18 protein-coding genes and 1 pseudogene are annotated in these 21,483 nt (G+C 61.0%); 14 read left to right on the top strand and 5 right to left on the bottom strand.

Annotated features, from left to right (window positions below; genetic code table 11):
• The first annotated feature begins 1 nt into the window (after position 1).
• Entirely contained in the window at positions 2-943 is a 942-nt protein-coding gene (gene meaB / locus OS242_RS06580) for a methylmalonyl Co-A mutase-associated GTPase MeaB (protein WP_267150859.1), read from the top strand.
• Between the two features lie 52 nt (positions 944-995).
• Here meaB and OS242_RS06575 read toward each other — a convergent pair whose 3' ends face one another.
• On the bottom strand, positions 996-1,880 hold the full coding sequence (locus tag OS242_RS06575) for a copper amine oxidase N-terminal domain-containing protein (RefSeq protein ID WP_267150858.1): 885 nt from the start codon (positions 1,878-1,880) through the stop codon (positions 996-998).
• A gap of 186 nt (positions 1,881-2,066) precedes the next feature.
• Between OS242_RS06575 and OS242_RS06570 the strand changes: the two genes are divergently transcribed.
• From OS242_RS06570 to OS242_RS06560, 3 genes are all read left to right on the top strand, one after another.
• Positions 2,067-3,482, top strand: a complete 1,416-nt coding sequence (locus OS242_RS06570) for an ABC transporter ATP-binding protein (RefSeq protein WP_267150857.1) — start codon at positions 2,067-2,069, stop codon at positions 3,480-3,482.
• A complete protein-coding gene (locus OS242_RS06565) occupies positions 3,479-5,017 on the top strand; it encodes a hypothetical protein (protein ID WP_267150856.1) in 1,539 nt (512 codons plus the stop codon). The genes OS242_RS06570 and OS242_RS06565 overlap by 4 nt, the downstream gene beginning before the upstream one ends.
• Positions 5,018-5,131: 114 nt before the next feature.
• Positions 5,132-7,522 (top strand): hypothetical protein, encoded by a 2,391-nt coding sequence (locus tag OS242_RS06560; protein WP_267150855.1) that lies wholly within the window; start codon positions 5,132-5,134, stop codon positions 7,520-7,522.
• A 63-nt stretch (positions 7,523-7,585) separates the two neighbouring features.
• Here OS242_RS06560 and OS242_RS06555 read toward each other — a convergent pair whose 3' ends face one another.
• Complete coding sequence (locus tag OS242_RS06555) at positions 7,586-8,377, bottom strand: SDR family NAD(P)-dependent oxidoreductase (protein ID WP_267150854.1); 792 nt, start codon at positions 8,375-8,377, stop codon at positions 7,586-7,588.
• Positions 8,374-9,951 (bottom strand): aldehyde dehydrogenase family protein, encoded by a 1,578-nt coding sequence (locus OS242_RS06550; protein WP_267150853.1) that lies wholly within the window; start codon positions 9,949-9,951, stop codon positions 8,374-8,376. Before OS242_RS06550 ends, OS242_RS06555 begins: the two co-directional genes overlap by 4 nt.
• Before the next feature lie 137 nt (positions 9,952-10,088).
• On the opposite strand from OS242_RS06550, the gene OS242_RS06545 reads away from it, so the two are divergent.
• The 8 genes from OS242_RS06545 (at position 10,089) to OS242_RS06510 (ending at position 17,382) form a co-directional block, all read left to right on the top strand.
• Positions 10,089-10,463, top strand: coding sequence for a helix-turn-helix domain-containing protein (locus OS242_RS06545; protein ID WP_267150852.1), 375 nt, complete (start codon positions 10,089-10,091; stop codon positions 10,461-10,463).
• Between the two features lie 132 nt (positions 10,464-10,595).
• Positions 10,596-11,783 (top strand): MFS transporter, encoded by a 1,188-nt coding sequence (locus OS242_RS06540; protein WP_267150851.1) that lies wholly within the window; start codon positions 10,596-10,598, stop codon positions 11,781-11,783.
• Between the two features lie 98 nt (positions 11,784-11,881).
• Entirely contained in the window at positions 11,882-12,787 is a 906-nt protein-coding gene (locus OS242_RS06535) for a stalk domain-containing protein (RefSeq protein WP_267150850.1), read from the top strand.
• 71 nt (positions 12,788-12,858) lie between these two features.
• On the top strand, positions 12,859-13,536 hold the full coding sequence (locus OS242_RS06530; protein WP_267150849.1) for a response regulator transcription factor: 678 nt from the start codon (positions 12,859-12,861) through the stop codon (positions 13,534-13,536).
• Positions 13,533-14,885: a sensor histidine kinase gene (locus OS242_RS06525; protein ID WP_267150848.1), complete on the top strand. Its 1,353-nt coding sequence runs from the start codon at positions 13,533-13,535 to the stop codon at positions 14,883-14,885. The genes OS242_RS06530 and OS242_RS06525 overlap by 4 nt, the downstream gene beginning before the upstream one ends.
• Before the next feature lie 70 nt (positions 14,886-14,955).
• A complete protein-coding gene (locus OS242_RS06520) occupies positions 14,956-15,879 on the top strand; it encodes an ABC transporter ATP-binding protein (RefSeq protein ID WP_267150847.1) in 924 nt (307 codons plus the stop codon).
• Positions 15,876-16,613 carry an ABC transporter permease gene (locus OS242_RS06515; RefSeq protein WP_267150846.1) on the top strand — a complete coding sequence of 246 codons (738 nt, stop codon included), beginning with the start codon at positions 15,876-15,878 and terminating at the stop codon, positions 16,611-16,613. The genes OS242_RS06520 and OS242_RS06515 overlap by 4 nt, the downstream gene beginning before the upstream one ends.
• A gap of 16 nt (positions 16,614-16,629) precedes the next feature.
• Positions 16,630-17,382 carry an ABC transporter permease gene (locus OS242_RS06510; RefSeq protein WP_267150845.1) on the top strand — a complete coding sequence of 251 codons (753 nt, stop codon included), beginning with the start codon at positions 16,630-16,632 and terminating at the stop codon, positions 17,380-17,382.
• A gap of 70 nt (positions 17,383-17,452) precedes the next feature.
• On the opposite strand, the gene cmpA is transcribed toward OS242_RS06510, so the two are convergent.
• Positions 17,453-17,575, bottom strand: a complete 123-nt coding sequence (gene cmpA, locus OS242_RS06505; protein ID WP_267150844.1) for a cortex morphogenetic protein CmpA — start codon at positions 17,573-17,575, stop codon at positions 17,453-17,455.
• A 73-nt stretch (positions 17,576-17,648) separates the two neighbouring features.
• A pseudogene (locus OS242_RS06500) lies at positions 17,649-18,089 on the bottom strand (ComE operon protein 2); the annotation flags it as partial.
• Between the two features lie 67 nt (positions 18,090-18,156).
• On the opposite strand from OS242_RS06500, the gene OS242_RS06495 reads away from it, so the two are divergent.
• Positions 18,157-18,483 carry a hypothetical protein gene (locus OS242_RS06495; RefSeq protein ID WP_267150842.1) on the top strand — a complete coding sequence of 109 codons (327 nt, stop codon included), beginning with the start codon at positions 18,157-18,159 and terminating at the stop codon, positions 18,481-18,483.
• A gap of 346 nt (positions 18,484-18,829) precedes the next feature.
• The gene (gene spoIIE, locus OS242_RS06490) at positions 18,830-21,364 is read left to right on the top strand and encodes a stage II sporulation protein E (protein WP_267150841.1); all 2,535 of its coding nucleotides are present in this window, start codon (positions 18,830-18,832) and stop codon (positions 21,362-21,364) included.
• Positions 21,365-21,483: the final 119 nt, after the last annotated feature.

Below are 21,483 nucleotides of genomic sequence, written 5' to 3'. Positions count from 1 at the left end.
GATGCACGAACTTGTCGAACGTATCCTGAACGGCGACAAGCGGGCCGTCGCCCGAGCGATCACCCGCATCGAAGACGGCGCCCCGGAAAAGCAAGACATCCTGCGCGATCTGCACCCGCACACCGGCCGGGCCTATCTGGTCGGCCTGACCGGGGCGCCGGGAGCGGGCAAAAGCTCGCTGACCGACCGGCTGATCGGCTACCTGCGCAAAACGCACGGCCTACGCCTTGGCATCATCGCCGTCGACCCGACCTCGCCGTTTACCGGCGGGGCGATCCTCGGTGACCGAGTGCGGATGGGTTCGCATGCGCTCGACCCGGAAGTGTTTATCCGCTCGATGGGCACGCGCGGTTCGCTGGGCGGACTGGCACGGGCGACGATCGAAGCGATCCGCGTGCTCGACGCGTGGGGAGCGGACGTCATCTTGGTGGAGACGGTCGGCGTCGGACAGTCGGAGCTCGACATCATGAACGTGGCGGATGCGACCGTCGTCGTGCTCAACCCGTCTGCGGGCGATCACATCCAGACGATGAAAGCCGGGATCATGGAGATCGCAGACTTATTTGCGATCAACAAAGCGGATCTGCCCGGTGCGGACAAGACCGAGAGAGAGCTGCAAACGATGCTCGACATGCTCGGCCACATCGCCTGGAGACCGCCGGTCCTGCGCACGATCTCCCGCGACAACCAAGGCGTCCCGGAGCTCTGGGAGCAGGTGCAAAAGTTCCGCGACCACCTGCAGCAGAGCGGCGAATGGGAAAAACGCCGTCAAAAGCGCCGTCAAGACGAGGTGCTCGCCATCGTCGAATCGCACATGCAACGCCGCGTCAAGCAGTTCGTCGCGGCCGACGAAGGCTGGGCGGACAAGCTGACCGCCGTGGAGCAGGGGACTGTGAACCCGTACGCGTTGGCCGACGAGATGGTCGGGAAGTTGTTGAAGTAAACTTTGTGAGACAGAGAAAAGACCGCCGATGTGGGATCGGCGGTCTTTTTTTTTATTTCACGAAATCTGCGGCATCGACGAGAACGATGAGGTCTTTGTATTGGATCACTTGGGTGTTGAAGTCGTTTCCGAGTGCTCGGGTCTCGGCATTCAGGGCGAGGAAGGCGTTTTCGTCGAAGCCGGTCGGGGTGATCAGTGCGCCGCGTTTGACGATGATCTCGTACGAGCGGCTCCAGTGGCCGATCAAGTCCTCGGTGGCTTTGCGGGCGATGGTGTCCTGCGGGAGCGGGAGGGCTTTGATCTGGTCAAGGTAGACTTTCATCGATTGGGACTGCTGGTCGTATTGGCTGCGGAACAGGGAGTAGTTCACCTTGCCGGCGGAGAGGTTCAGGATGACTTGGTCGGACGCGTTTACGGCGGTGAAGAAGCTTTTTTGCAGGTCGGTGGAGCGGGTGATAAAGTCTTGCATGCCAGCCAACGTCTCAAGAGAGCGGTCCGACACGAACACCGACGACGTGCGACCGTCCCAGCCGACGTATGCGCCCAGCGATTCGGCGATGAAGCGCACCGGGACCATCGTGCGGTAGTTGATCATCTCAGCCGGGACGTCGAGGGTGACGGCGGTGCCGTTGACGCTGGCTTGGGTGGAGCCGAGTTGGAGCTCGATGCGGGTGTCGCCTTTGGTGCCGGTGACCGTTTGCGTGGTACTGTCCCATTGCACGTCGGCACCGAGGGATTCGAAGATCGCACGGAGCGGCACGAGGGTGCGGCCGTTTTTCAGGATGGCCGGTTGGTCGGGGTGGAGCAGGGTGTCGTTGACGTAGAGGTTGACGTTGTTTGCGTGGCCGATCGGGTATTTGGCTGCCAGTGCGGAGCCGCTGAAGAGGCTGGTCGCGAGAACGGCTGCTGCTGCGACGGTCAGGATTTTTTTGGTCATAATGGGATCATCTCCTAGTAAATGAATATATATTTAATACGATGTTGAGAGAAATTTTCCTGCAAGTTTGTGACGAAAGACTCTTTTCTTGTTCATGAATCGGGTCTTTTTTCGTGTGCCGGGGGTTTGAGGATATGGGATAATATAGGAAAGTTAAATATTTCGAATCTTATAGAGGTGGCTGCGATGGGGGAGCACGTGTTTACCTACAGCAAATCAGATACGAGTTTGCGAAAGACGACGTTGTGGATGTTGATGATTTTGGTGCCGGATCTGTTTATCCACTATGCGGTGGCGCAGGTGGACAAGCCGTGGGCGGTGTTTGTGACGTGGGCGATGGTCGCGTTGGAGATCCTGTTTGTCTTTGCGATTACGCGGGTGTTGCGGACGAGTCATCGGTTGACGGAGACCGGGGTGAAGTTGGACCTTGGGATGTGGTACCGCGGGGAGGTGCCGTTTGCGTCGATCCGCGAGGTGACGCCGTATGCGGGACGGGAGCCGTTTTTGCAGCTCGGGGTGTTGGCGGAACAGGATGAAAATGATCCGCAGCATCACACGATGTTTGTGGTGGCGACGGCGAACAGAGAGAAGATGGTCGTGCTGCACCTGCATGAGGACCGGGGGCTCTACTGGCAAAAGAAGAAGCCGCTGTCGACACGGGTGATCGTCAGCGTGGATGAGCCGGAGCGATTTCTGGCAGCGGTAAAAGCGAGGATTGAAGATCGAGAAGCGAATACAAATCAAGCAACGAATACGGATCGAGCATTGAATACGGATCAGGCATCGTCGTCGAGCCTTCTCGTGACGACCGCCTCTCTTTCCCAAACGACGACGTACCGCAAACTCCGTGAACGAACGCTCGGCGACGGCCACGCCATCGAGATCAGGGGCCTCGTCAAACGCTATGGGGATTTCCAAGCGGTGAAGCGGCTCGACATGACCGTTCGGCGCGGGGAGATCATCGGATTTCTCGGCAGCAACGGGGCGGGAAAGACGACCACGATCAAGATGATGACCGGGCAACTGCGCCCGTCAGAAGGCGAGATCCTCATCCAAGGGCACAGCGTTCTCACTGCACGTGCCCGCGCACTGCGGGGGCTCGGGTATGTGCCGGACACGCCGATCCTCTATGAAGGGCTGACGGCCCGGCAGATGCTGTGGTTTGTCGGCGGGCTGTACGGGATGTCGCGTGAGGCGTGCGTGGAGCAGGCGGACGCACTGCTCCATCGTCTCGGACTCGGGGATGCCCGCGACCGACTCGTCGGGGCGTTCTCGCTGGGGATGAAGCGCAAAGTGGCCATCGCCGCCGGTCTGATGCATCGCCCGGACGTGCTGGTGCTCGACGAGGTGACGAACGGACTCGACCCGAAAGCGGCGCGCGAGGTGAAGGATCACATCGCGACCGAAGCGTTGAACGGCACGACCGTCTTTCTCACCACGCACATCCTCGACGTGGTCGAAGAGCTGGCCGACCGGGTCGCCATCGTCGAACGAGGCGAACTGCTCGCTCTCGGCACGCTCGAGGAGTTACGAGCACAGTACGGGCTGCCGGATGCCAATCTGGAAACAGTGTTTCTGAAAGTGGCAGGGGGTGCCCGGTGAAGCCGTTGACTGCAACGAAGACGGTGGCCTCTGCGATGTGGACGGAGCGGTTCAATCTGGGCTGGCGGCATTCGAAGTATAAGCCGACGCTCTGGAAGTGTCTCGTGCAACTGGCGGTGGCGATGTTTGCGACGGTGGCGTACCGGGAGTTGCTGGCCGGTGCCTCGTGGTGGGAGCGGGGCGCGGTGATGCTGATGTACACGATCCTGACCGCCCTCTTCACGTCGCTGATGACCGCTCCCGGGCTGATCTTTCAGCGCAACCATCACACCTTTCCCCTGCTGACCTCCGCGCCGCCGCTCGCCGTTTTGCACGGGCAGGTGCTGGCCGATGTGCCGCAGCGAACATGGGTGGCGCTGTTGCTCGCCATCCCGTTCACGGCAGGGCTGCCGGGGAGCGAAAAAATTGCTTTTGCCGCCGGAGCCACGCTGACCGGTGCGCTGGTGTCAGGGCTGACCGCTTGGCTCGCGTATACGTTCCTCGTGCTGTGGGTGCGGGTCGTGCCGGGCGGGCTGGTGATGTTTCAGGTGATGTCGGGGATCGGGCAGGTGGGCCTGCTGTTTGCCCTCGGCTACCTGCTGTTCAACTCCGATCTGACGTCGCTGAATTTGTTTGCCCTGATGGGACCGATTGCTACAAAGGTGCTCGCGGTATGGACCGCGTTGGTTGCCGTTGTCATGCTGTGGGAGACGGCGCAACAGGAGCGCATGAACCGCTGGTATCTGAACGGCTGGATGGCGATCTTGGAAGGGAAAAAGTCGTCCGCCAATCAAAAAGGCTCCGCTTGGCCGCACTTGTTGCCCGGACGCGTGGGGGCGATGATGGCGAAGGACCTGGTCTTATTGACCGCCAATCCGATCACCAAAACGCGGTTCGCCTTGTGGGCGGTGTTTGCGGCGGGGGGAGCGGTGCTGATCGGAACGGGTCTGTTGCCCGGCTGGTTGGAGCGATTTTCATGGTTCCCGGATGGGCGCGGCGTATGGTTTGCCGTCGGAGCGGTGCTGGTGCCGGGCTGTCTCGCGTTCGGCGAGGTGCTGGCGGTGGTGTTTCAACTCGACCGCCGTCAAGAGACGTGGTACCGGATCGCCTGCGTGACGCCGTGGCAACTGCTCCTCGCCAAGCTCGGGGTCGGGATGCTGACGTTCGCGGCTCCGTCGGTGTTGCTGGTGATCGTGTATGCGCTGCTGCTCGGATTGCCGCTGGTCGACGCGGGTCTCGCCGTCCTCCACACGCTGCTGCTCGGCAGCGCAGGCGTCGCGCTCTGCATCGGCATCGCGGCGTTCGATGTGAAAGGCGGCGACGCGGTGTCGCTGAAGATGGACGGCAAATCAGAGCAACTGCCGCAAACGCCGCTTGCGATGCTCGCCTCTTTCGCAGGCACAGGCGTGTTTCTGCTCGGGCTGTTCGCGGGCTCGTTTGAGCGACAGGAGATCCTCGCGGATCTCCTGCTCTGGCTGGCGCTGTGGGCGGTGACGGCAGCCGTGCTGGCCGTCGGGGGACGCGTGTTGAAAGGACGGTTGATCAACCCGCTGTAAGGGCGGCAAAAGATATGACCGCAGTCATAGAGACGGCACTTCAAATACAGAGCGGGGACATGTATAATTTCCCTGTTTAGGAAATCATTTTATCGGAAAATGGGGAATCTGTTGATGGATCGAAAGAAACAGATCATTGCCAAATATGCCAAATGCGCGCTGGCTGCCATGCTGTTTGCCGCGCCGCTCGTACCGGTCGGTCCGATGCAGACCGCAGCGGCCGCGGGCACCGTTTCGGATCGCACCGCGCCGGAGAGCGAGATCGGCGCATGGCCCGTTCAAACGGACAAGGGGGTATCGGCAAATCCCTCCTCGTCGGACATCTCGGGTCATCACCTGTACAAGAAGATGCAAAGCGCGTTGCCACATCAAGCGCTCACACAGGCCGTTGGGGACACGCAGCCATTTGACTTCTATTTCTATGACGAGAATGACGACATCGGCGTTCTGAGCGGCACGATGTACTGGCAACCGGCCGCCGTCGAGTCGGGGCTGACCGGCTACGCGGTGTATTTCCTCGACGAGATCGGCAATCGCCTGGATAAGATCGGTCAGGTCGAGGTCGGCACAGTGACAGAAGACGGGTACGCGTTGCAGGTCGATAATCTGTCTGTGCCGGACGGCGCGAAAAAGTTTGGCGTCTTCGGCATCTCGCCGGACGGCTCGGTGGCACCGAACGGCGCGATCTCCCGCATCTGGGAGGCGGGGACGTTTGCACCGAGCGGCGGGACACTGAACGACACCGACACCGACAAAGGGCAGATCGGCGGCCCTTTGAAATTTAACAAGGCGGCTGACGAAACGCAGATCAGAGGGTATGCAACCTACTTGGTCGATCCAGAGCAGGGCGTGCAGTTGAAACTGCCGGAAGTGAGCAAGCGCGGGGCGGCCACCTATACGATCAACATCCCGGCCAATACGAAGCTGTTGACCTCACCGTATCTGTTTCTCTTCTCTGTCAGCACTGAGGGGGACGTGATCTCCGAGTCTCTGCAACAGATCCCCCTGTTCGATATCACGCCGTCCGCCGTGCCGAGCGTCATTCCGTTGCATCTGCCCGGACCGGTTCTGACAGGTCCGTATTTTCAAGATACGGACAGGGTCGCGGGCAAGATCACGCCGGCGTTCGGGTATGACAACGGATCGCTGTATGATGCGGGCATCCGCTCGGTCTCACTGTACTACACCGATCTGAAAGGCAGGAAACTCGCGAAAATAGGCGAGATCCCGACGACCGGCGGCGAAGCGGTGTTGCCGACGATGACCCCGAAAACGGGGGCGGTTGGGGTGGCTTTTTACTCGAACGACGGAATCTATGAATCGGATGACGCGGACCATGCGTGGATCTGGGATGACCCGACCTATCTGGCGAGCGATCTGAAATTTACCGATACCGACCGAGACCTGCACGAGATCGGCGGGACCTTGACGTTTAAAGGGGCTTCCAAAGTGACGGGACTGCTCGGCTATGCGATCGCTTTCGTCGGGGAGGAGATCGACCCGGTCGAGATCGGCTTTGTCCAAAAAGGATCGAATACCCAATTTACGATCCCGGCCGATACGCCGATCCCGTACGGCGGGTACGACATCGCGGTGGAGGCGGTGTACGGCAGCGAAGAGTACCCGATGTATGCACCGTACTACCGGGCGGTCTCGATTGAACAGAGCTCGATGCCGCTGCCCGAAGAGGTGCAGGTGATGAACAACAAAGGCAAAGCGGACACGATCACGGTCAGCCGTCTGCTGCCGGATGATCTCGTGTACGTCTACGCGAGTGGAGACGCAACGACCCCGTGGGTGAAACCGGTGACGGTGGCGAAAGGACAGACGACGGCCACCTTGATGATCCCGCAACTGGGCATCGGTGAGGGTGAAGTCTACGTGTCTGTCCGTTGGAAGGGCTACCAAGAGAGCGAACGCCTCCGCCTGCGAGTCAAACCGGAACCTCCGACCGCACTGACGGCCAAGCAGGTCACCGTGGAAAACCATCCGCTGGGCTCGGCTGACCGGGTGACGGTGACAGGGCTCCTGGACGGCGACAGTTTCATCGTCACGACGGAAAAAGGAGAATTTCTCGGGCATTCGGTGCCGGTGACCGACGGTCTTGGGGTCGCGGTGCTGGAGATCGAGCAACTCGGTCAGAAAGCGGGCAAGATCCACGTGAAACTGGTGCGGCAAGGGATCGAAAGCCTGCCGACGAAAGTGGCGTTTTTGAATGAACGCACGCGGGAGCCGCGCGACTTCCACATCACGATCCAAAATCAGATCGGGATCAACCTGGACACGGTCACAGTCAGTGACCTGCAGGCGGGCGATGTCGTGAAACTGTACAAAGACCCGGTGACGAAAACGCTGCTCACCAGACAGCTCATCGTCCCGGTCGGGCAGTCGTCCGTCACCTTCAAAGGGTTGAATCTGACCTCGGAACAGGTCTGCGTGACCGTGACCCGCCTGGGACTCACCGAGAGCCATCGCACGAAAGTCACCGTCCCGGCGAGCAAGTGACCGGTCCGGCATGGCAAGAAAAAAAGGATCGCACCTTTCCTGTGAAAGGCTGCGATCTTTTTTTTATTTCACCTGCCGCTCCGACTGGATGGTGCGGACGATCTTGGTGACCAATTTGCGGGGCATAAATCGGGTGGAGGTCGCCATGACTTTGTTGGTCAGGCCGGGGATGACGACCGTTCGACCTTCGAGAAGACCCCGGTAGCCGATCTCCGCCACCGTTTTCGCGTCCATGATCGCGCCTTGGACGAGCTTGGAATTTTGCATGTTCGCCATCTCTTGGAAGCCGGATGCGGTCGCGCCCGGGCAGAGCGCGGTCACGGTGACGCCGGTGCCGGTCAGCTCGTTGGCGAGCGCTTCGCTGAAGGAGAGCACGTACGCTTTCGATGCGTAATAGACGGCCATCAAGGGACCTGGCTGAAAGGAGGCGGTCGAGGCGACGTTGAGGATGCGGCCGCTTTTTTGAGCGATCATGTCGCGCACGTACCGTTTGGAGAGATGAGTCAGCGATTCGATGTTGAGCCGGATCATGTTCAATTCAAAATCAAGGTCGGTCTCGGCGAACAGGCCGAACGAGCCGTATCCGGCGTTGTTGACCAGCACGTCAACGCGGATGCCGGCCGCCTGTACCTGTTCATAGACTTCGGCGGGGGCGGCGGGGTCCGACAGGTCTTTGGCGATCACCAGTACGGAGATGCCGTGCGTCCGTTCCATGTCGGCCGCCAGTTCGCGCAGTTTGTCTTCGCTGCGGGCGACGAGCACGAGGTCGTGGCCGTCGCGGGCAAACAGTTTGGCCAGTTCCAAGCCGATGCCGTTCGATGCCCCGGTGATGAGAGCGGTTTGGCGGGGGGTCATGAGGTGTGCTCCTTTCCGTTGGGTCCAGCCTGCCCGGCCGGGCGGCTGTCCTTGCTGTCTTTGCCCAGCACTTGGCCGATCAAGTTGCGAATGTCGGCCAGCGTGGCACGGCGGGAAGTGCCGAACAGCAGGCGGATGATCGTGTGAAACGCGCGCTCTTGCTCCGCCGTGTAGGGGAACCAGTTGACTTCGCGCTTTTTCTTGCCTTTGTTCAGCATCACCGACGTGCGGTGCGAGAACGTATGCAGGCCGCCCGGTCCGTGGTAAGAGCCGATGCCGCTCTGCTTGACGCCGCCGAACGGGAGGTGCGGGTTGGCGACGGTGGAGATCACTTCGTTGATGCAGACGTTGCCGGAGACGAGCTGAGCGGCGATGCGCTCCGCTTTGGCGAGGTCGCTCGTCCAGACGCTGGCATTGAGGCCAAACTCGGAGTCGTTGGCCAGCGCGACCGCCTCCTCCACCGTGTCGAACGGCAGGATCGGCAGCACCGGTCCAAACGTCTCGTCGCGCATGATCTTCATCGAGTGATCGACACCGGTGAGCACCGTCGGATGGAAATACAGAGTCCCCGCCTTCGCCGCCGTGCCGCCGCACTCGATGCGGGCGCCTTTTTCCACGGCATCCCGCAGATGCTCTTCGACGAGGGCGAGCTGCGGCGGGAAGGTCATCGAACCGACGTCTTCCCCGAGGCGCAGCGAGCGGGCACCGGCCGTCACGCGGCGGACAAACTCGTCATAGATCGGCCGCTCTACGTAGACGCGCTCCACCGACATGCAGACTTGGCCCGCATTGGTAAACGCGCCCCAGAGCGCCCCGTTGACCGCCCGGTCGAGGTCGGCGTCGGCGAGGACGATCATCGGGTCTTTGCCGCCCAACTCCAGATCGACCGGGATCAGATGCTCCGCTGCGGCGGCAATGATCTTTTTGCCGGTGGCGACGCTGCCGGTGAAGAAGATTTTATCCGGGCGGGCTGCCGTCAGCCCGGCTCCGACGTCGCGTCCGCCGTGCAAGACCTGCACGACGCCCTCGGGAAATCCGCTCTCTTTGAACAGGCGCTCCATCAGCGTGCCGACGAACGGCGTGACTTCCGACGGCTTGAGCAGGACGGCGTTGCCGGCGATCAAGGCGGAGATCACCGGGATCATCGCCAGTTGGAACGGGAAATTCCACGGCGAGATGACGCCGACGACACCGAGCGGCTGGTACTGGATGTAGGAGCGGTTGCCGAAAAAGAGGATCGGGGTGGCGACGCGTTGGCGTGCGAGAAATGTCTCAGCATGCCGCTCGTAGTAATGGATCGCGTCGGCGACGACCAGCACTTCGGCAGACAGCGCTTCGCCGCGGATTTTGCCGGTGGCGGCGGCGATCTCTTCGGCGATCCCGTGCGCCTGTTCGACGAGGAGCAGGCGGAGCTTTCTCAGGAAGGCCAAACGCTCTGGCAAAGGTGTGGCGCGCCAGATCGGAAAAGCAGCGCGGGCGCGGGTCATGGCCGCCCGGATCTGATCCGGGGAGGCTTCCGGGACGGTGCCGAGCACGTCGCCGGTCGCCGGGTTGTATTGAATGACTTCGCTCATACGGGCAACCCTCTCTCATTTTGTGGTTTCGCGAAGATCGTGATATACTATCGTCGAGATACTTTGTAGTTTAAGTTAACCAACTGCTAACGTCAACCGGAAGCGGTTGTTTCTTCGGGGGAGAAAGGGAGAGGGAGATGGAGTTTCCGGCACGTTTACGCCAACTGCGCAAAGGCCAAAAGCTGACCCAAGAGCAACTGGGCAAGCGGATCGACGTGACGAAAGTGTCGATCTCCTGCTACGAAAACGGCACGCGCACCCCGGACATGGAGACGCTGCAACGGCTCGCCGATGCGCTGGAGGTCTCCGTCGACTGCTTGCTCGGCCGATGCGACATCGACAGTGAGATCGACCCGGCTGCGAGCAGCGGACCGCTCGCCTCCCGCATCGTCAAAGAGGCGGACCCGGATGTCTGCCGGTGGCTGGAAGAAGTCGTGCGCGCACCGAAAGAGTCGCTGGAGGAGTTGCGCAAGATCTGGGATATCATCAAACATCGCGGTGCCAACCGCTGAGCATACTGAATATAGAACGGGACACAAAAGCCTCCACACATCGAGTGGAGGCTTTTGTGATGCATCTCACTGGTGTTTCTATACATACATATATAGAATGGTGTCAATAAGACCAAAAGATGAGGTGTCTCTATGCAAAACGCGCAAGGCACGACGGGGTCGCCCTCCTTGTGGACGAAGGAGTTTGTTCTGCTGTCTGTCGCGAACTTGTTTCTCTTTTTCTCTTTTCAAATGTTGATCCCCACGCTGCCTGTCTATGTCACGCAGATGGGCGGAGATGAACTGGCGGTGGGGCTGGTCATCTCCGTCTTTACCGTCTCGGCGTTGCTCGTGCGGCCGGTGGCGGGGCTGTTGCTCGACCGGGTGGGACGGCGGCAGGTGCTGTTGTTCGGCGCGGTGGTGTTTCTCGCCTGCGTGGCCGGGTACTATTTTGCAGCCGCTGTGGCAGTTCTGTTGTTCCTGCGCTTTGTGCACGGGATCGGCTGGGGCGCGTTGACGACGGCGTATTCCACCGTGGTCGCCGACATCATCCCGGCGCATCGACGGGGCGAGGGGATGGGGTATTTCGGGCTGTCGTCGACGCTTGGGATGATGCTCGCGCCGTTGATCGGCTTGTATCTGGTCGATGCGTACGGATTTGGCGTGATGTTTGCGACGGCGACGGTGCTGGCCGCCCTGTCGCTGGTGCTGGCTCAAGCGGTCCGCATCCCGGCAGGCACGCCGGCTCCGGCGGGGGCTGAGACTTCGGTGTGGGCAAATTTATTTGAAAAGAAAGCGTTGTTTCCGGCGTTGCTGGCCGGGCTGCTCTCGGTGACGTACGGCGGCATCGTGTCGTTTATCACGCTGTACGGGGCGCAGCAAGGGATCGCCAATGTGGGCTGGTTCTTTCTTGGCAACGCGGGGACGATGCTGGTGACCCGCCCGCTGTCCGGCAAGCTGTTTGACAAAAAAGGGCATGTCTGGGTGCTGCTCCCCGGTGCGTTTGCGGTGATCGCCGGACTGTGGGTGATCTCCGTCGCGACGAACGAGTGGACGCTGTTGGTCGCCTCTGTGCTGTTTGGCCTTGGCATGGGCTCCGTGCAGCCGTCGCTTTTGGCCTGGACGATCAATCGCGTCGCACCGCATCGCCGGGGTGCGGCCAACGGCACGATCTTCTCCGCGTTTGACGGCGGGATCGCCGTCGGGGCGATGTTGCTCGGCGCGGTGGCGAAGGTGACCGGGTATGCGGTGATGTACCGCTGGTCGGCGTTGTTCATGGTGGCGTTCCTCGCGATCTACCTCTATTACGTCTGGAGCGGGAAAGAATCGAAGGCAACTTAATTTTCGAGTGGCGAATCAAATTTGCCCTTTTCTCTTTTTTGCAATAAACTGAAGGCATATAATTTGAGGCTTTCGGCAGTGAACGGAGGGTGCTTGTTGTGAAACGGGTTTTGTCCTGTCTTCTCGTGTTGGCGGTTTTATTTGGCGGTCAGGTGTCATCGGCGGCTGCGGCAGATGCAGGTGTCGTGATTCAGATCGACCAGAAGGTGCAGCGATATGCCCAACCGCCGATCCTCGTAGACGGAACAACGCTGGTGCCGCTCCGAGGGATCTTTGAGACGCTCGGAGCGAATGTGGAGTGGGACGCAGCCGCGCGCACGGTGAAGGCGACGAAAGGCAAGCTCGTCGTCACGTTGCAGATCGGCTCTCCCACCGCCTACAAAAACGGCACCCCCGTCCCGCTGCTGCAAGCTCCGCGGATCGTGAACGGCTCCACGCTGGTGCCCTTGCGCTTTGTCAGCGAGTCGCTGGGCGGCGAGGTGCAGTGGCGGGGCGACACGCGCACCGTCGCGATCACCTCGCCGGAGTGGGAAGCGGTCGAAGCGGCAGGCAAAGGCGATGCGGTCGCCGTACGCGGTGCGCTGGAACTGCTCGGGGTCGATGTAAACGCGGCGGCCGGCGGCGAGACGCTGTTGCTGGCCGCCGTGCGCAGCGGGAACCGGGTGTTGGTTGAAGAGCTGATCGCAGCCGGTGCGGATGTCAACCGGGCGGACGGTCAGGGACTGACGCCGATCATGGCGGCGGCGCTGTGCCACCACCATGAACTGGTGACTCCGCTGGCGAAGGCCCGTGCCGATCTGAACCGCATCTATGCGCAGATCGACATGACGCCGCTGATGTACGCCGCTTTTACGGCGCGATTGGAGGATGTCAAAGCGTTTCTCGAGGCCGGGGCGAGAACTGACGTAAAAAATCGCTACGGGTACACCGCTTTGAAGTTTGCCGAGCAGATGCAGAGCGTGGAGATCATCAAGGTCTTGCGCGCATCGGGCGCGGTGGAGTGATCGCAGTTGAAAAGTGATGCGCCCTGTCCGGCTGACGGATCAGGGCGTTTTCCATAAGGAGGCGGACGAGTGTGAGCGGACAGCGGGTGCTGTATATCGAGGATGAGACGGAGATCGGGGAGTGGGTCAAGCAAGACCTCGAAGGGCGCGGCTATCGGGTGACGTGGCTTTTGAGCGGGGACGGAGCGGTTGCAGCAGCTGACGAGGCGGATGTGGTGATCCTCGATGTGATGCTGCCGGGGCTCGACGGATTTACGATTGGGCAGCGGCTCAAGCAGCAACGGAGCGACCTGCCGATTTTGATGCTGACGGCGCGAACGTCGCTCGATGACAAATTGGCGGGGTTGCTCTTTGCCGACGATTATCTGACCAAGCCGTTTCACCCGGAGGAGTTGGCGGCGCGGGTGGACGTGCTGTTGCGCCGATTTGGGGCGGCGGCTGCCCAGCCGGTGCTGCTCGGGAGTCTGCGGATCGTGCTGGAGGAGAACCGCATCGTCGATACGGAGACGGGGCGCGAGGTGTCGTTGACGCAGAAAGAGCACGGACTGCTGGCTCTGTTTTTGCGGCATCCCAATCAGATCCTGACCAAAGAGCAACTGTTTGAAGCGGTGTGGGGCGAGGACTTCATCGGCGGGGACAACACACTGATGGTTCACATCCGCCACCTGCGGGAAAAAATCGAGCGCGACCCGAGCAAGCCGGAGCATCTGCAGACAATCCGGGGACTCGGGTACCGGTTGAAGCGATGAAGAAGCGGCTGCAATCGCTGTTGGTGCAGTATCTGGCGGTGGTCTTGGCGTTTTTGGTGACGCTCCCGGTGATTTTTGCGACGGGGGTGCTGACGTATTCGGCGTATTTGCTGAGCGAGGAATGGGGCGATGCGTTTCCGGCTCATTACACGACGGAGCAGATCGAGGAAAATGCGGCCTCGGCTGCTCATCGGGCGGCAGACGGCGGGGAAGCAGCGAAGCGGCTGGTGCTGGAGGAGTTGCGGAGCTTGTACCCGGATGCGGAGCTGTTTTGGGTGGACGGCGACGGGCATACGCACGGCGACCGTTCGGAGCGATGGACGGTGACGGAGACGGTGCAATTTATGAAAGCGAGCTACGGCGGCGATCCGTATACGGTGGTGAAGGCGTTCGGGGAGAGTGAGGAGAGCGGCTTTCTCGTGATCCGCGTGCCTCGTGACAAGACGTACAAGTCGCCGCCGCCAATCGCCGGTTGGGTGTATACGTTTGTGATGGTGTTGCTGGTGGCGTCTGTGTTTCTCCTGTTCTCGTGGCTGTTCTTTTCCCGGATTCGCAAGCGGTTGCTGGCGTTGCAACGCTCGATGAGCGTCGCGGCGGAGACCGGACTGCCGATCCCGTTGGAGCAGCAGCGCAAGCGGTGGTTTCGAGGGGATGAGATCAGCGAGCTGGAGCGGTCGTTCAACCGCATGGCCGTGCAGGTGCAGGAGAGCCGCGCCCGGGAGAAAGAGGAGGAAGAACTGCGCAAAGGGCTGATCGCGTCGCTCTCGCACGATCTGCGGACGCCGCTGACGACGTTGCGCGGGCATGCGTACCGGTTGCAACGGGAGGAGCTGTCGGAGGAAGGGCGGCGGTCGCTGGGTGTCATCGATGAAAAGATCTCGTTTGTGGATCGGCTGATCGACAATCTGCTGTCGTTTACGCTGCTGTCGGCGGGACGACTGCCCTTTACCCCGGAGCGAAAAGACGCGGTGCGGCTGCTGCGGTCGATCGTGGCGGCGTGGTATCCGGTGTTGGAGAAAGAGGGATTTGAGATCGACGTGGATCTGCCGGACGAGGGGATTTGGTGGGAGATCGACGTGCACTGGTTCCAGCGGATCTGGGACAACCTCTTGCAAAATGTGATCCGGCATGCCAAATCGGGCGGGTATGTGGCGATATCCGCAGAGGATGGCCGCCTCGTGCTGGAAGACCGCGGCCCCGGTCTCCAAGCCGCCACCCCCGCGAAAGGCGCAGGCGTGGGACTGGAGATCGTCGCGCTGATGGTGAAGGAGATGGGCCTGCACCTCGCCGTGGAAAGCGGGGAGCAGGGGACGAGGTATGTGTTGTGCCTCTCCGCAGATTTAAGGTAATCATAAGGTTCGCGCAAGGTAGGAGTAAGCTACCACCCTTATCATGGAGTCAGAGGTGATGAGGGTGAACATGAACACAAACACAAATATGATGATCGAAACGAAACATCTGACTCGCCGCTACGGGACGCGCGTGGTGGTGGACGATGTGAATTTGCAGGTGAAAAAAGGCGAGATCTATGGATTCCTCGGGCCGAACGGGGCGGGGAAGACGACGACGATCCGGATGTTGCTCGGGTTGATCCGGCCGAGTGCGGGGGAGGTCCTGCTGTTTGGGCGGGAACTGTCACGGCATCGGATGGAGGTGCTGGGCAAGATCGGGTCGCTGGTTGAGTCGCCGTCGTATTACGGGCATCTGACGGGGCATGAGAATCTCCAAACGATCCAGAAACTGCTCGGATTGAAGAAAAACCGCATCGACGAAGTGCTGGAGACGGTCAGGCTGACCAAAGACGCACACCGCCCGGTGAAAGGCTACTCGCTCGGGATGAAGCAGCGGCTCGGCATCGCGGCCGCTCTGCTGCGCGACCCGGAGATGGTCATCCTCGACGAGCCGACCAACGGGCTCGATCCGGCCGGGATACACGAGGTGCGGCAACTGATCCTCGACATGCCGCGGCAGCACGGGATCACGGTGCTCGTTTCCTCCCACCTGCTCTCGGAGATCGATCAGGTGGCGACGCAGGTCGGGATCATCAACGGCGGTCGGCTGATCTTCCAAGACTCCATCGACGTCCTCCGCCGCGAGAGCCGTCCCCGTCTGCGTGTCGTCACGGAGCGACCGGGTGCGGCGCAGATGTTGCTGCGCGGGCAAGGGCATGCGGCGGAGATCGAAGCGGGCGCTTTGTGGCTGGAAGGCGGTGCGGCGGAGAACATCGGTGCGATCAACCGGGAGCTGGTGCTGGCGGGTCACACGGTGACGCGGATCGAGGAAGTGAAGCGGTCGCTGGAGGACATCTTCCTCGACCTGACCGGGAAGGACGTGAGCCTATGAGTGCGACCACGCTCTCCGGGCTCGCTTCCGAGCGGGTCAAACTGACGCGGACGTGGCTGGTCTGGCTGGCGATCCTCGCGCCGGTCGGGATCTACGGGATGAACTGGTTCAATTTTGACCTGCGCTACGAGTACCTGTTCCCGCCGGGGACGGACGTCTGGGATGTGGTGATTCGCAATTTTCACATGCTCAGTTCTCTGGCCCTGCCGTTTGGTGCCACGCTGCTGGCGGCGATGATCGCGGGCCTGGAGCATCAGGCGGACGCGTGGAAGCAGATGCTGGCGTTGCCGGTCTCGCGCACGCGGATCTTTTTCAGCAAATGGCTGTGGGTGGCGGGCTTGCTGCTGCTCTCGTCGGTGCTGCTCGTCGCGGCGATGCTGGTGCTGGGCTGGCAGTTTGGATTTGCGGTGGAGGACGGCTGGCGGGTGGCGGCGCGGGAGGGACTTTTGCCGTTTCTGGCGACGCTGCCGTTGGTCTCGATCCAGCTCTGGCTGTCGTGCACGATGCGCAATCAAGCGACGCCGTTTGCCGTCGGGCTGGTCGGCGCGTTGTTTGCGCCGCCGATGGCCGGGTCGATGATCGGGAAGTGGATTCCGTACGCCTACCCGTCGATGGCGTTTCCGTCGCCGAAAAATCCGTTTGACCCGGAGTGGACGGCGTGGCTCGGGCTCGGTGTCGGCCTCGTGACTCTGATCGTGTGCGCGCTGGACTTTGCGCGCCGCGATGTGCGATAGGGAGGGGGAGCGAGCGATGACACAAGGAGCGACGTTCCGCCGCACGCTGTCGGCGGAGATCTTGAAAATGCGCGGGTCGCAGATCGGCTGGATGATGTGGCTCGGGCCGCTGATCGGGGCGGTCGGCGGCGTAGGCGGATATGTGCAGGTGCGCGAGGAGATCGCCGGGCAGCCGGAGTGGATCATGCTGTACGCGATGTTTGTGCTCAACTACGCGATGCTGTTTCTGCCGATCCTCGTTGGGCTGTATACGGCGATGATCTGCCGCTTTGAACATCAGAGCGGCGGCTGGAAGCAGTGGCTCGCCTTGCCGGTCTCCCGGTCGGCGGTGTATCTGTCGAAGGGGCTGCTCGTGCTCGGCTTGTTGCTGGTCGGGCAGGTGTTGCTGCTCGTCCTGATGCTGGCCGGCGGGCTGGTGCTGGGCGTGGAAGGGGAGATCCCGTGGGGGAGGCTTCTGAACGGGCTGTTCTACGGCTGGGTGGCGACGTGGCCGCTGGCGGCGTTGCAACTGTGGGTGTCGACGGTGTGGAAGAGCTTTGCCGCGCCGCTCGCGCTCAACGTCATCTTCACCCTGCCCGCCGTGGCGATTGCCAACTCGGCGACGTACGGGCCGTGGTATCCGTGGGCACAGCCGCTGCTGGCGATGATGCCGATGGAGAAGGCGATCAGCGATTTCTCGCAGCTCAACTTTTGGGTGATCGTCGTCGGCGGGTTTGTCCTGCTGACGGCGGCGGGCTGGCGGCATTTTGTCAGACGCGACGTGGCGTAGGGATTTGAAAAAGGAAAAGTGCCCGGTTCCGTGAGAGGAGCCGGGCACTTTTTTGCTGAAGATCTATATCTCAATCGGCGATCTGCTTCAGGTTGCGGCGATACTTGTAAAACACGCGGTTGAGCATCACAATCGAGCGTTTGTCTTTCTCCTGAAACGCCCGCGTGAGCTGAGTCCGAAGCCAACTCGGCATCTCTCCTTCCCCCCGTCGTCGCAAGTTAGTCTAAAGGTATGCGGCGGGAGGGGGGCCGGTGCCTGTATCAGTCGAGTTCGATCAATTCTTCCGGAGATTCGATCCGGACCAGTTCGATCTGCGCTTGTTTGAGCAGTTCGATCGCGTAGGGATCGGCACGGTATTCGTGTTTGTAGTGGATCGTGCGGATGCCTGCTTGGATGATCTGCTTGGAGCAGAGCAGGCAGGGGAAATGGGTGACGTAGATCGCCGCATCCTCGGTGGACACGCCGAACTTGGCGCACTGCAAGATCGCGTTCGACTCCGCGTGGATCGTGCGGATGCAGTGTCCGTTGACCACGTGGCAGCCGACGTCCTGGCAATGTACGTCGCCGGAGACCGAGCCGTTGTAGCCGGTGGAGATGATGCGCTTGTCACGCACGATGACAGCGCCGACATGCAGACGGTCGCAGGTGGAGCGGGTGGCGACCATCTCTGCTTGATCCATGAAATATTCGTTCCAAGGTTTGCGCATGAATGAGTTCTCCTTCATCTCGTCGATTATTGCTAGTATACCGTATTTTTATAGGAGGTGATCACACATGCAAATTCAATTCGAAGCGGAAACATTCTCGATGCTGGCCTTCGGTTTTTACACGGTGCTCGGACTCGCCGCTTTGGTCGTGTTGTATGGGTGGAGCCGCCGGAGACGGAGCGGGTATCTCTGGGTGCTTGCTCATCTCGTGACATGCGTCGCCGCAGTGGCGATCGCGCTGTCGCTCGAACCCGCAGGGGCGGCGGCCACCCGTGCGGACCAAGGCGCGATGCTGTCGGAAAACAGTTCGCTTCGAATCGGGCTGGCTGGGGTCGTGTGGGCTGCGAGTATGGGATTTTTGCTCGTCGGCGTGGGAAGATTGGGACGAAAATAAAAGCAAAACACGGCGCGTTCCCTGCCAGGATCGCGCCGTGTTTTTTATGGAGAACTTCTCATGATATGCACGTGATACTCCAAACAGGTGTCGAACCCGGATAAACTTTCCGACAATTGCCCCCGGATCTTCGACGTTTCGCGGTGGTTTGTCGCAGGGGCGGGTCGATGCGAAATGCAGAAGCGGCGGGGGGTGGCGGAAAAAGGGGGACGCACGTTCGCGGGTTTTCGGAGGCGAGGGCTGTCGGAAATTTCCCGGTTGGCGGAGCGCGTTTTGACAAACTATTCAGAAGGCGTGTGCTATCCTGTAACCATTCAAAAAACGGAAACGGGACGGTGGGAAAAACGTGTTCAAACGTATCTGGCAAATGAGAATGGCGACGAACGGCGGAGGCAACGCCGCGCTCGGGGGTTCGCGGTGGAATCCGCTGACGTGGATCGGCAAGGGACAAGCTTGGTGGGCAGGGCTGACCGGGAAAGGGACGTTTGTGCTCGTGCTGATGGCCTTCTTCCTCGGGCGGGCGATGATCTTGGGCGAGCTCGCCCCGTTCGCCATCGCCTTCTATGCGGTGATGCTCCGGCTCAAACGGTCGGCAGCCAAGCCGGTGCTCATCTCGCTGATCGCAGGCTCCTTTACCGCGCACGGGCTGTTCTCGATCTGGCCGGTGCTGGCGGCGGCCTTGATCTTCTATCGGATCGTCTACGGGATGCTGTCCAAGAAAAAGGCGCTGACGCTGAACATGGTGCCGTTCGTGGTCTTCCTCGTCGACGCCGGTGTGCGGATGGCGGGCAACGCGGCGGTCGGCGACATGTCGACCTACTCGCTGATGATGGCGGTGGTCGACGGGTTCCTGGCGATGGTGCTGACGCTGATCTTCATCCAGTCGCTGCCGATCTTCACTTTCCAGCGCGGCGTGAAGGAACTGCGCAACGAAGAGATCGTCTGCCTCGTGATCCTGCTGGCGTCGGTGCTGACCGGGTTTCACGGGCTGGCGATGGCCGGGATCTCGTTTGAAAATGTGTTCTCCCGCTATCTCATCATGCTGTTCGCCCTGATCGGCGGTGCGGGCATCGCGGCCGGGGTCGGGGTGGTGACCGGGATCATCCTGACGATGGCCTCCTTGGTCGCGACGACGCAGATCGGTCTGCTGGCGTTCTCCGGTCTGCTCGCCGGTCTCCTGCGCGATATGAAAAAAGTCGGCGTCGGCATCGGCTTTGGCCTCGGGGCGGCGATCCTGACGGTGTATGTGAGCGACTACGCGAGCGTGGTCACCGCGTTGAAAGAATCGGCGCTGGCGTTCGGCCTGCTGCTGCTGACTCCGAAAAGCTTTGTCGATCAGGTGTCCCGCTATGTGCCGGGCACGCACCAACACTCTCTGTCGCAACAAGACTACGCCCGCCGCATCCGCGAGTTGATGGCGATGCGCATCCGCGAAGTGTCGAGCGTCTTTCAGGAATTGTCTCATACCTTTTCTCAGATCTCCGGCACGGTGGAGTCCGCGCCGCAGGATGAAGTGATGAACCAGACGTTCGACACGGTGGCCAAGCAAGTCTGCGCCAACTGCTTCAAAAAAGAGCAGTGCTGGGATAAAAATTTTTATCAGACGTATCGTGCGATGTTTGACACGGTGACCTTGATCGACATCGACGGTCACGTCAAAGCGAGCGACATGCCGCCGGAGTTGAAAAAAGTTTGCGTCAAGACGGACCAACTGCTCCCGGCTCTGCACCGCGCCGTCGAGATGGTCAAGCGGGACATGCAGTGGCAAGGTCAACTGGCTGAGAGCCGGGACATGGTCGCCGCCCAACTGGCCGGGATCTCCGGGATCATGGGCGATCTGGCGCAGGAGATCCGCAAAGAGAATCACGTCTCCGCCGATCATGAGGAGCATATCGTGGCGGCGCTGGAGCACCTGGGGCTGTCGATCCGCTCGGTGGACATCGTGTCGCTCGACGTGGGCAAAGTCGAGATCGAAGTGACGTCGACCGGCTCGGGCTCGGCGGACGAAGGGGAGAAACTGATCGCGCCGCTACTGTCGGAGATCATCGGCGAGAACATCGTCGTGTCGGGCAAGCGGCATTGGGAAGACGAGAACGGCGTGACGATGACGCTGTCGAGCGCGAAATTGTACAACATTGAAACGGGAGTGGCCAGCGCGGCGAAGGACGGGCGGATGCACTGCGGCGACTCGTTCACCTCGCTGGATGTGGGCAACGGCAAATTTGCGGTGGCGGTCAGCGACGGCATGGGCAACGGCGAGCGGGCGATGCAGGAGTCGAGTGCGGCGATCCGGCTGTTGCAGCAGTTGTTGAAAGCCGGGTTTGACGAGCAGTTGGCGATCAAGACGGTCAACTCGGTGCTGTTGCTGCGGTCGAAGGATGAGATCTTCACGACGCTCGATCTGGCGTTGATCGATATGTTCACGGCGAAAGCGGAATTTTTAAAGATCGGGTCGGCGCCGTCGTTCATCAAGCGGGGCGGACAAGTCCTGACGATCTCCGGGGAGAACGTGCCGATCGGCATCCTGCAGGAGATCGACATTCAGACGGTGGAGCAGGAGTTGCAGGAAGGCGACCTGCTGATCCTGATGTCGGACGGCATCTTCGATGCACCGAAGCACACCGACGACAAAGAGGGCTGGCTGGCGAAACGCATCCAGGAGTTCCAGTCGCAACATCCGCAGGAGATCGCCGACATGCTGGTGGAGCTGGCTGTCAGGATCAACCACGGCAAGATCATCGACGACATGACGGTGCTGGTGGCCAAGGTGGAGAAATACAAGCCGGAATGGGCGACGATCCGCCTGCCGGGCGTGACGAAGCTGAAACGGCAAAAAGGCCAAGCGGCGCAGAACGGCGAGATCTTGGTGCCGCTGTCGTAAAGAAGAGGATACGGAGAGAGAAGAGCACAAACAGGGGGGCAAAGCCGTGTCCGGGCGTGGGGCACGGCTTTTTTGTGTCTGTCGGGAAGAGGGGGCGCTTCGCTGAGACAGGCAGACAC

The sequence above is a fragment of the Tumebacillus lacus genome (assembly GCF_026410385.1).
Taxonomy (GTDB): Bacteria; Bacillota; Bacilli; order Tumebacillales; family Tumebacillaceae; genus Tumebacillus; species Tumebacillus lacus.
The sequence above is the reverse complement of the archived record's forward strand: the minus strand, read 5'-3'. Positions and strand labels throughout refer to the sequence as shown.

Coding starts and splice junctions, on each gene's coding strand:
- meaB (WP_267150859.1), top strand. CDS start 2: ATGCACGAACTTGTCGAACGTATCCTGAACGGCGACAAGCGGGCCGTC.
- OS242_RS06575 (WP_267150858.1), bottom strand. CDS start 1,880: ATGACCAAAAAAATCCTGACCGTCGCAGCAGCAGCCGTTCTCGCGACC.
- OS242_RS06570 (WP_267150857.1), top strand. CDS start 2,067: ATGGGGGAGCACGTGTTTACCTACAGCAAATCAGATACGAGTTTGCGA.
- OS242_RS06560 (WP_267150855.1), top strand. CDS start 5,132: ATGGATCGAAAGAAACAGATCATTGCCAAATATGCCAAATGCGCGCTG.
- OS242_RS06555 (WP_267150854.1), bottom strand. CDS start 8,377: ATGACCCCCCGCCAAACCGCTCTCATCACCGGGGCATCGAACGGCATC.
- OS242_RS06550 (WP_267150853.1), bottom strand. CDS start 9,951: ATGAGCGAAGTCATTCAATACAACCCGGCGACCGGCGACGTGCTCGGC.
- OS242_RS06545 (WP_267150852.1), top strand. CDS start 10,089: ATGGAGTTTCCGGCACGTTTACGCCAACTGCGCAAAGGCCAAAAGCTG.
- OS242_RS06540 (WP_267150851.1), top strand. CDS start 10,596: ATGCAAAACGCGCAAGGCACGACGGGGTCGCCCTCCTTGTGGACGAAG.
- OS242_RS06525 (WP_267150848.1), top strand. CDS start 13,533: ATGAAGAAGCGGCTGCAATCGCTGTTGGTGCAGTATCTGGCGGTGGTC.
- OS242_RS06520 (WP_267150847.1), top strand. CDS start 14,956: ATGAACACAAACACAAATATGATGATCGAAACGAAACATCTGACTCGC.
- OS242_RS06515 (WP_267150846.1), top strand. CDS start 15,876: ATGAGTGCGACCACGCTCTCCGGGCTCGCTTCCGAGCGGGTCAAACTG.
- OS242_RS06510 (WP_267150845.1), top strand. CDS start 16,630: ATGACACAAGGAGCGACGTTCCGCCGCACGCTGTCGGCGGAGATCTTG.
- cmpA (WP_267150844.1), bottom strand. CDS start 17,575: ATGCCGAGTTGGCTTCGGACTCAGCTCACGCGGGCGTTTCAGGAGAAA.
- OS242_RS06495 (WP_267150842.1), top strand. CDS start 18,157: ATGCAAATTCAATTCGAAGCGGAAACATTCTCGATGCTGGCCTTCGGT.